Origin of the sequence: Telmatospirillum sp. J64-1, assembly GCF_006980715.1 — a bacterium.
Lineage (GTDB): Bacteria > Pseudomonadota > Alphaproteobacteria > Rhodospirillales > Magnetospirillaceae > Oleiliquidispirillum > Oleiliquidispirillum nitrogeniifigens.
In genome coordinates this window covers 115,585-122,813 of record NZ_SBHN01000016.1, presented here as the reverse complement: position 1 = coordinate 122,813, position 7,229 = coordinate 115,585, and the positions used below count along the sequence as shown (strand labels likewise).

Genomic DNA, 7,229 nt, shown 5'->3' with positions numbered 1-7,229 from the left:
GGCCGCTATCGAATCACAATCATGCCTTCCGTGCAAAGGTCTCCAGCATGAGGTTTATCTTATTGAGACAAAAAAGGAATTATCCTCACCCTGAGGAGGCCCAAAGGGCCGTCTCGAAGGGCGGGGCGGGCCAAGACCCTCAGACCGCAACCCCCAACTCCTCCCTGGCCGGCAGGTCCCACGGCAGCGGCCCCGACACCAGACGGGCGAAATCGGCCGGGGGAATGGGGCGGCTGAACCAGAAGCCCTGAAGCTCGTCTACGCCGTAGCTGCGCAGATAGGCCAACTGCTCCGCCGTCTCGACGCCTTCCACATTGACCATGGTGCCGATGCCGTGGCCCAGATTGACGATGGCCTTGACGATGGCCTCGTTGTCCGGATGCAGCCCCAGATCGGTGATGAAGGAGCGGTCGATCTTCAGCTTGTCCACCGGAAAACGCCTCAGATAGTTCAGCGAGGAATAGCCGGTGCCGAAATCGTCGATGGAGATGCTGACGCCCATGGCGCGCAGCTCTTCCAGGACGGCGATGGTCTGCTCCACATTGTGCATGGCGATCCCCTCGGTGATCTCCAGCTGCAACAAGGCGGGAGGCAAGCCGCTCTCCTGCAGCACCTCGCGCACCAGCCCGACAAGATCCTGATGGCGGAACTGGGCGGGCGACAGGTTGACGGCCATGCGCAGCGGCGGCAGTCCCAGGCGCATCCATTCCGCCCCCTGGCGGCAGGCCCGCTGCAGCACCCAGCGGCCCAGCGGCACGATCAGCTCCGAGCGTTCGGCGATGGGAATGAACTGGGACGGCGGCACCGGCCCCCGCTCGGGATGGTACCAGCGCAGCAGCGCCTCGCAGCCTGTGATCCGGCCATGTCCGGCCTCCACCAGCGGCTGGTAGTAGAGGGTCAGCTGATCGGTCCCCAAAGCGTGGCGCAAGTCGCATTCGATCGCCTTGCGCGCCTGCACCTCCTCGTTCATCTCGGCCACATAGAAGTGGAAGTTGTTCCGCCCCTCGGCCTTGGAGCGATAAAGCGCCAGATCGGCATTCTTCAGCAATTCATCGTCATCCAGGGCATCCTCGGGGAAGAGCGTGATGCCGATGCTGGTGCTGGTGACGATCTCGTGGCCGTCCAGGGAGAAGGGCTGGGCGACGCAATGGTTCAGCGCCGCCGCCACGGCAGCGGCGTCTGCGGGTTCGGCCAAGTCGGTGAGCAGGACGGCGAATTCGTCGCCGCCCAGCCGCGCCACCGTATCGCTTTCGCGGACGCAGCGCAGCAGACGGCGGGCCACCGCCTTCAGCAGCAGGTCCCCCATGTAATGGCCCAGCGTGTCGTTGATATCCTTGAACTTGTCCAGGTCCAGGAAGATCACCGCCAATGTCTTGCCGGAACGCCGGGCCTGGGCCAGGGCCTGGCGCAGCCTTTCCTGGAACAGCAGGCGGTTGGGCAGATCGGTCAGGCTGTCGTAATGGGCCAGATGCTGGATGCGGGCGGCCGAGTGGCGGCTTTCCGTCACGTCGCGCCCCACCACGACCAATCCCTTGCGGCTGCCGTCGGGATTGAATAGCGGCAGCTTGGTGATATCGAAGACGCTTTCCACGCCATCCGCGCCGGTTACCCGGCTCTCGAAGCTGGTGGGCCGGCCGCTTTCCCAGGCCCTGCGGTCGGTCTCGAAGCTTTCCAGCAGCAACGCATCGTAACAGCTGGTCATCTGGCTCAGCTCGCCCGCCGTCTTGCCGCGATAATCGACGCCGCTCAGCCCGAAACGTTCGAGATAGAAGCTGTTGGCGATCAGCCAGCGCCCTTCGCCATCCTTGAAACAGACGATCTCGGGCAGGGCATTGATCAGCGTCGTCAGCCATTCATGCTGGTTACGCGCCTCTTCCTCGGCCGCCTTGCGTTCGGTGATGTCATGGGCGATGCCCATGAACAGCCGCTCGCCGCCCAGGGAGATTTCGCTGACCGACAGCTCCAGCGGAAAATTGTGGCCGTTCTTGTGCAGGCCCGCCACCTCGCGGCGGCGGCCCATGAACCGCTCGGCCGTCACCTGCCCCGGGACCGGCGCCAGTTCCGGGATGATGAAGCCGATGCTTTTGCCCACCACCTCGGGCGGCGTCCAGCCGAAGATGATTTCCGCCGCAGGGTTATAGCTGCCGATGGCGCCGCCTTCATCGAAGGTGAGGACGGCATCGGCGGTATTGTCGAGCACGGCGCGGATACGCACGTCCGACAGGCCATCCGTGCCGTCGAGAGCCCCCCCGGCCCCGTCCATCCCGACATTCCTGCCGTTCATTCCCCTACCCTTACGAAGCTCTCCGGGTATCGTGCCATAGTCCTGCCGATGACCCAAAGGGCCTTCTTTCAGCCGCCGCCGCTCCGGGCTGGCGCCATGCGCATCCAGTCGGCGAAGGCCTCGCGGCTGCGGGGCGGGCCGCCGGAGGGATAGGGATAGCCTTCCTCATGCCGCAGCCGGGCGAGGTCGAGCAGCAGGGGCATGTGCAGCCGCGCCTGGCGAAGCAGTGCCTCATCGCCCAGCATCTCGGCCGGTTCGCCCTGTCCCAGCACGCGGCCATGGCTGAACAGCGCCACCTCGTCGGCCCAGCCATAGGCCAGATCGACGTCATGGGTGGTGAAGACGATGGTCGCCCCGTCCTTCACCAGATGGTCCAAAGCCGCCAGAAGATGGCGCTCGCCATGGGAATCCAGCCCGGCCGTGGGCTCGTCCAGCAGCAGCATGTCGGGGCGCATGGCCAGGATACCGGCGATGGCGGCGCGTTTCTTCTGGCCGAAGCTCAACAGATGCGGCGGGCGTTCGGCCAGGGCGGCAATACGCATCGCCTCCAACGCCTCTTCGGTACGCCGCCGCGCCGCGTCTTCCGGCAGCCCCAGATTAACCGGGCCGAAGGAAACGTCCTCGTAGACGGAAGCGGCGAAAAGCTGGTCGTCCGGGTCCTGCAGGACCAGCCCGACCCGCGCCCGCCACCTGTTCAGCTCGGCCCGGCCATAGCCCACGGGCACGCCGTCCAGCAGGATTTCGCCCCGGGCCGGACGCAAGGTGCCGTTCAGATGCAGAAGCAAGGTGGATTTGCCCGCGCCATTGGGACCCAGGATCGCCAGCTTGCGCCCGCGCGTTACATCCAGGTCCAGCCCGTCCAGCGCCGGGGCGGAACCGCCATAGCTATAGGTCAAGCCGCGCGCGGCAAGGATCAGGTCGGCCAAGACGGCAACTCCGGCATCGTCAGCCCGGCCAGCAGCAGGCCGAACAGCAGCAGCACGATCGCCCCCAGCCGTTTCGCGGAGAACCGGCGCGGCTGGCGCAAGGTGCCAAGATCGCCGGAAAAGCCCCGCGCGGCCAATCCCAATTCCATTCGTTCCGCCTTCACATAGGCCCGGCCCAGCAGGCCGCTTCCCAGCAGGGCCGCCGAACGCAGGCTGCGACGAACCCCCGACTGGCCCAGCCGCGCGGCCTGGGCGCGATGCCCGGCGAGGGCGCGCTCGGCCAGGACGAAGACAAGGCGATGGATCAGCAGCACCAACTCGACCACCGCCGCAGGCACGCCCATCCGGCGCAGCGGCGCCACCATCTCCGTCACCGGAACGGTCAGGGCCAGCAGGGCAAGACAGCAGACGGCGGACAGGCTGCGCAAGGCGGCCTCGGCCGCCACCCGCGCGCCCTCGGGCGAGAAGGCAAGACGCAAGCCTTCCGACCATTCCACCGACAGGGCCAGCAGCGGCGTACCGGCCAGCAGGAATCCCGCCGGTGCCGCCACGACCTTCAGATAGGCCGAAAGCGGCACCCCGGCCCCCAGAAGCGCCGCCAGGATCGCCGCCAGCCCGGCCAGCGGCGCGGCGGCAGGCTGCTGCCACACGGCCAGGAACAGAAGGCCGAAAGCGAGCAGGAGCCGCTCACCCGGATGGTGGCGGCTCCAGCGGTTGTCATAGGCGTAGCGGTCAATGCCCTGCATTGCCGGGAGCCCCGCCCAGGTGCGGCTCCTCCCGGCTGGCGGAACGGCCCCGGCGAACGCCGATGTAATAGCCCAGCAGCCCCGCCCCCAGGGCGGCCTGCAGAGCGAAGAGCAGGCTTTCGGTCTCGCCGCCAGGCGGCTCCCACAGCGGCTCGAACCACGGCTCGTGGCCGCCTTCGGCCAGGATCGCCTCGGCCTGGGCATCGGCGCCCTCGAATTCGCTGTCCACGACCAGCAGCGGGAAGACGACGATGGCGAGGATCGCCAGCAGGATTAGCAGGGTATTCCTCATCACGCGGCTCCCTTCAGGCGACCCAGGTCGGCGCGGCTGTAGCGGGTCATGAAAGTGACCATCAGCACGGTCAGCAGACCTTCCACCACCGCCAGCGGCACCTGCGTCAGGGCGAAGACCGACAGGAATTTGGCCAGGGCGCCGCCGAAGCCCGAAGCCGGATCGGGAAAGGCCAGGGCCAGTTGCACCGAGGTCATGCAATAGGTGGCGAAATTGCCCAGCATGGCCGCCAGGAACACGCCCACCGGCAGGCTCGCCCCGGCGCCGCGCGCCAGCCGCCACACCGCCCAGGCCACCCAGGGCCCGACCACCGCCATGGAAAAGACATTGGCGCCCAAAGTGGTGATGCCGCCATGGGCCAGCAGCAGCGCCTGGAACAGCAGCACCACCGTCCCCAGCACCGCCATCACCGAGGGGCCGAACATCAGCGCCCCCAGTCCGGTGCCGGTGGGATGGGACGAACTGCCGGTGACGGAAGGGATCTTCAGCGCCGAAAGGACGAAGGCGAAGGCTCCCGCCGCCGCCAGGGGCAGCCGCGTCTCGGGCCGCTCGCGCAGGGTTTTCGCCAGGGTGATGCCGCCGGCGATGACGAAAGGCACGGCCACGGCCGTCCATGCCGCCGCGTGCAAAGGCGGCAGATAGCCTTCCATGATATGCATTGTCGGATCTCTCCCATGAGGGGGAGGGTTTCTTGTGGAGGGATTGCCCGCGTCGGCGCGGCGCGCCCCGTTCCACCGGTACACCCCGCCCGGTTTTCCAGTCTGATCCGACGCCGTCAGGTCTCCTGGCTCACGGCTCTGCGCCCCCTCCGCCTTCCCGGCATCGCCAGTGGCTGGTTGAAGAGGGCTTGCCGCCTACAGTTGCGGGGGCAGCCACGGTTTCCGACCGTGTTCCCTTGGGGCGTCGAAGCGCGATCAAGGTATCGCCCACGCAACCTGGGCGTCAAGCGGCACGAAAGAAAAGGGCCGGCGGTTTCCCGCCGGCCCCGCAAGACTTGCTGGCTCTTCCGGTGCTTACGCGCCGATCTCGCCGCCGTCCTTCTTCGTCACCACCACCAGCGAGGGGCGGGGCGGCATGCCCGGGGTGAAGTCCGGGAAGCGGGTCGAAGGATTGGCGAAGGTCGAGTTCTTCTCCTCGCCCGGATGCTGCACGGCCAGGAACAGGGTCTTGCCGTCGGGCGTGAATTCCGGCCCGCACATTTCGGCATCGCGCGGGCAGGCATAGAAGAAGCGGCTCAGCGCGCGGCCCGGGCCTTCGGTGTCCATGGCGTACATGCCGTCGGGGATACCGTTCTTGCGCTGGGCCGAACCCTGGTCGGAAGAGATCCACAACCGGCCCCGGCGGTCGAAGGCGCAGTTGTCCGGCGCGGCCAGCCAGCCGGCCGCCGAGGTCTGGGCATGGTAGCGGGCGCCATGTTCCGGCTTGGCCGGGTTGCCGGCCAGCAGGAAGACGTTCCAGCCGTAGGTCTTGGCGGTGTGGTCGCGCTTGCCGTCCGGACCCGGGGGCAGCATCTCGATCACATGGCCGAAGGCGTTGTCGGCGCGCGGATTAGCGGCGTCGATCTGGTCGGCCTTACGGTTGGTGTTGTTGGTCAGCATCATGTAGACCTTGCCCGTCACCGGGTTCGGCTCCACGTCTTCCGGCCGGTCCATGGGCGTGGCGCCCACCAGGTCGGCGGCGCGGCGGGTGTCGATGCAGATATCGGCCTGGCTGGCGAAGCCGTTGGCGGCGGTCAGCGGACCCTGGCCATGGACCAGCGGCAGCCATTCCATCGTGCCGTCGTCGTTGAACTTGGCGACCGACAGGGTGCCTTCGTCCAGCAGGTTGAAATTGGCGCGGCGGTCGTTGGGGTTGTACTTGCCCGTGGTGACGAAGCGGTAGAGATATTCGAAACGCTCGTCATCGCCGGAATAGATGGTCACGGTGCCGTCGGGATTGACCACCGAGGTGCCGCCTTCATGCTTGAAGCGGCCCAGGGCGGTGCGCTTGACCGGCACCGAGGTCGGGTCGTAGGGGTCCCATTCGACGATCCAGCCGAAGCGGTTGGGCTCGTTGGGTTCCTTCTCGACATTCATGCGGTCGAAATACTTGCCCCAGGCATAGGTCGGCTTGCCCGACACGCCGAGGCGCTTGTAGGCGGCGGCTTCCGGGCTGTTGGACGGATCGCCGGCGAAATACTGGTGGAAGTTCTCCTCGCCGCTCAGCACCGTTCCCCAGGGGGTCTTGCCGCCGGCGCAGTTGTTCAGCGTACCGATGACCTTGCGGCCCGACGGATCGGCCGAGGTCTTCAGGCGGTCATGACCGGCAGCCGGGCCGGACAGCACGCATTCGGTGCTGCGCATGGAGATGCGCCGCGCGAAGGGGCTGTTGGGCACCACCCTCCAGGCGCCGTTTTCCTTGCGCACTTCGATCACGCTGGCGCCATGGGCGGCCATCTCGATATCGCATTGCTCGCGGGTGATCAGCTCGAGGTAGTTGTCGGCGGTCAGGCCGTCGAACATCAGCTCGGGATTGGTGTATTCATGGTTGACGACCAGGATGCCCTCTTCGCTGTTGTCCGAGCCCACGGGCAGCGGGAAGAAGCCGACATAGTCGTTGTTGTAGCCGAACTGCTTTTCCTGGGCTTCGACCGTCAGGTTGTTGGCGTCGAATTCCGGCGCGTCGGCCACCACCTTATCGCCCCAGCGAATCAGGACGCGGGCGTCGTAGCCCGGCGCGACGTGATGGCTGTCGGCGATGACATGGGCCGCCTCCTCGAAGCCCAGCGTGGTGGGCAGTTCGGAAGCCGTCGAGGCCTGGGCCGGTCCGGCCAGCACCAAATGCGATACCGCCCCACCGGCGATGGCGGCACCCGCGCCGGCGGCCATGCCCTTCAAGGCGCCACGGCGCGAGATCAAGGTGTCGATGATCTGCGAAAAGGGACGTTCAGCAGTGGGGTTGACGCCGATATCGTCCGTGTCGTGCAGCTTGCTCATTTGGCT

Annotated in this window: 6 protein-coding genes and 1 riboswitch; all 6 genes read right to left on the bottom strand. The window is 66.9% G+C overall.

Going from position 1 to position 7,229, the window contains the following annotated elements:
• Window positions 1-139: 139 nt before the first annotated feature.
• Window positions 140-2,284: a bifunctional diguanylate cyclase/phosphodiesterase gene (locus EPD66_RS15745; protein WP_142849476.1), complete on the bottom strand. Its 2,145-nt coding sequence runs from the start codon at window positions 2,282-2,284 to the stop codon at window positions 140-142.
• A gap of 68 nt (window positions 2,285-2,352) precedes the next feature.
• Window positions 2,353-3,210, bottom strand: coding sequence for an energy-coupling factor ABC transporter ATP-binding protein (locus EPD66_RS15740; RefSeq protein ID WP_142849475.1), 858 nt, complete (start codon window positions 3,208-3,210; stop codon window positions 2,353-2,355).
• Entirely contained in the window at window positions 3,198-3,956 is a 759-nt protein-coding gene (gene cbiQ / locus EPD66_RS15735; RefSeq protein ID WP_142849474.1) for a cobalt ECF transporter T component CbiQ, read from the bottom strand. The genes EPD66_RS15740 and cbiQ overlap by 13 nt, the downstream gene beginning before the upstream one ends.
• Complete coding sequence (locus EPD66_RS15730; RefSeq protein ID WP_142849473.1) at window positions 3,943-4,248, bottom strand: energy-coupling factor ABC transporter substrate-binding protein; 306 nt, start codon at window positions 4,246-4,248, stop codon at window positions 3,943-3,945. The genes cbiQ and EPD66_RS15730 overlap by 14 nt, the downstream gene beginning before the upstream one ends.
• The gene (locus EPD66_RS15725; protein ID WP_142849472.1) at window positions 4,248-4,907 is read right to left on the bottom strand and encodes an energy-coupling factor ABC transporter permease; all 660 of its coding nucleotides are present in this window, start codon (window positions 4,905-4,907) and stop codon (window positions 4,248-4,250) included. Before EPD66_RS15725 ends, EPD66_RS15730 begins: the two co-directional genes overlap by 1 nt.
• 118 nt (window positions 4,908-5,025) lie before the next feature.
• A riboswitch (cobalamin riboswitch) is annotated at window positions 5,026-5,145 on the bottom strand.
• Between the two features lie 116 nt (window positions 5,146-5,261).
• Window positions 5,262-7,223, bottom strand: coding sequence for a PhoX family phosphatase (locus tag EPD66_RS15720; protein ID WP_142849471.1), 1,962 nt, complete (start codon window positions 7,221-7,223; stop codon window positions 5,262-5,264).
• Between the last annotated feature and the right edge of the window lie 6 nt (window positions 7,224-7,229).

Excerpts from the sequence above, each read along its gene's own strand:
- EPD66_RS15745 (WP_142849476.1), bottom strand. The coding sequence starts at position 2,284 with ATGAACGGCAGGAATGTCGGGATGGACGGGGCCGGGGGGGCTCTCGAC.
- cbiQ (WP_142849474.1), bottom strand. The coding sequence starts at position 3,956 with ATGCAGGGCATTGACCGCTACGCCTATGACAACCGCTGGAGCCGCCAC.
- EPD66_RS15730 (WP_142849473.1), bottom strand. The coding sequence starts at position 4,248 with ATGAGGAATACCCTGCTAATCCTGCTGGCGATCCTCGCCATCGTCGTC.
- EPD66_RS15725 (WP_142849472.1), bottom strand. The coding sequence starts at position 4,907 with ATGCATATCATGGAAGGCTATCTGCCGCCTTTGCACGCGGCGGCATGG.
- EPD66_RS15720 (WP_142849471.1), bottom strand. The coding sequence starts at position 7,223 with ATGAGCAAGCTGCACGACACGGACGATATCGGCGTCAACCCCACTGCT.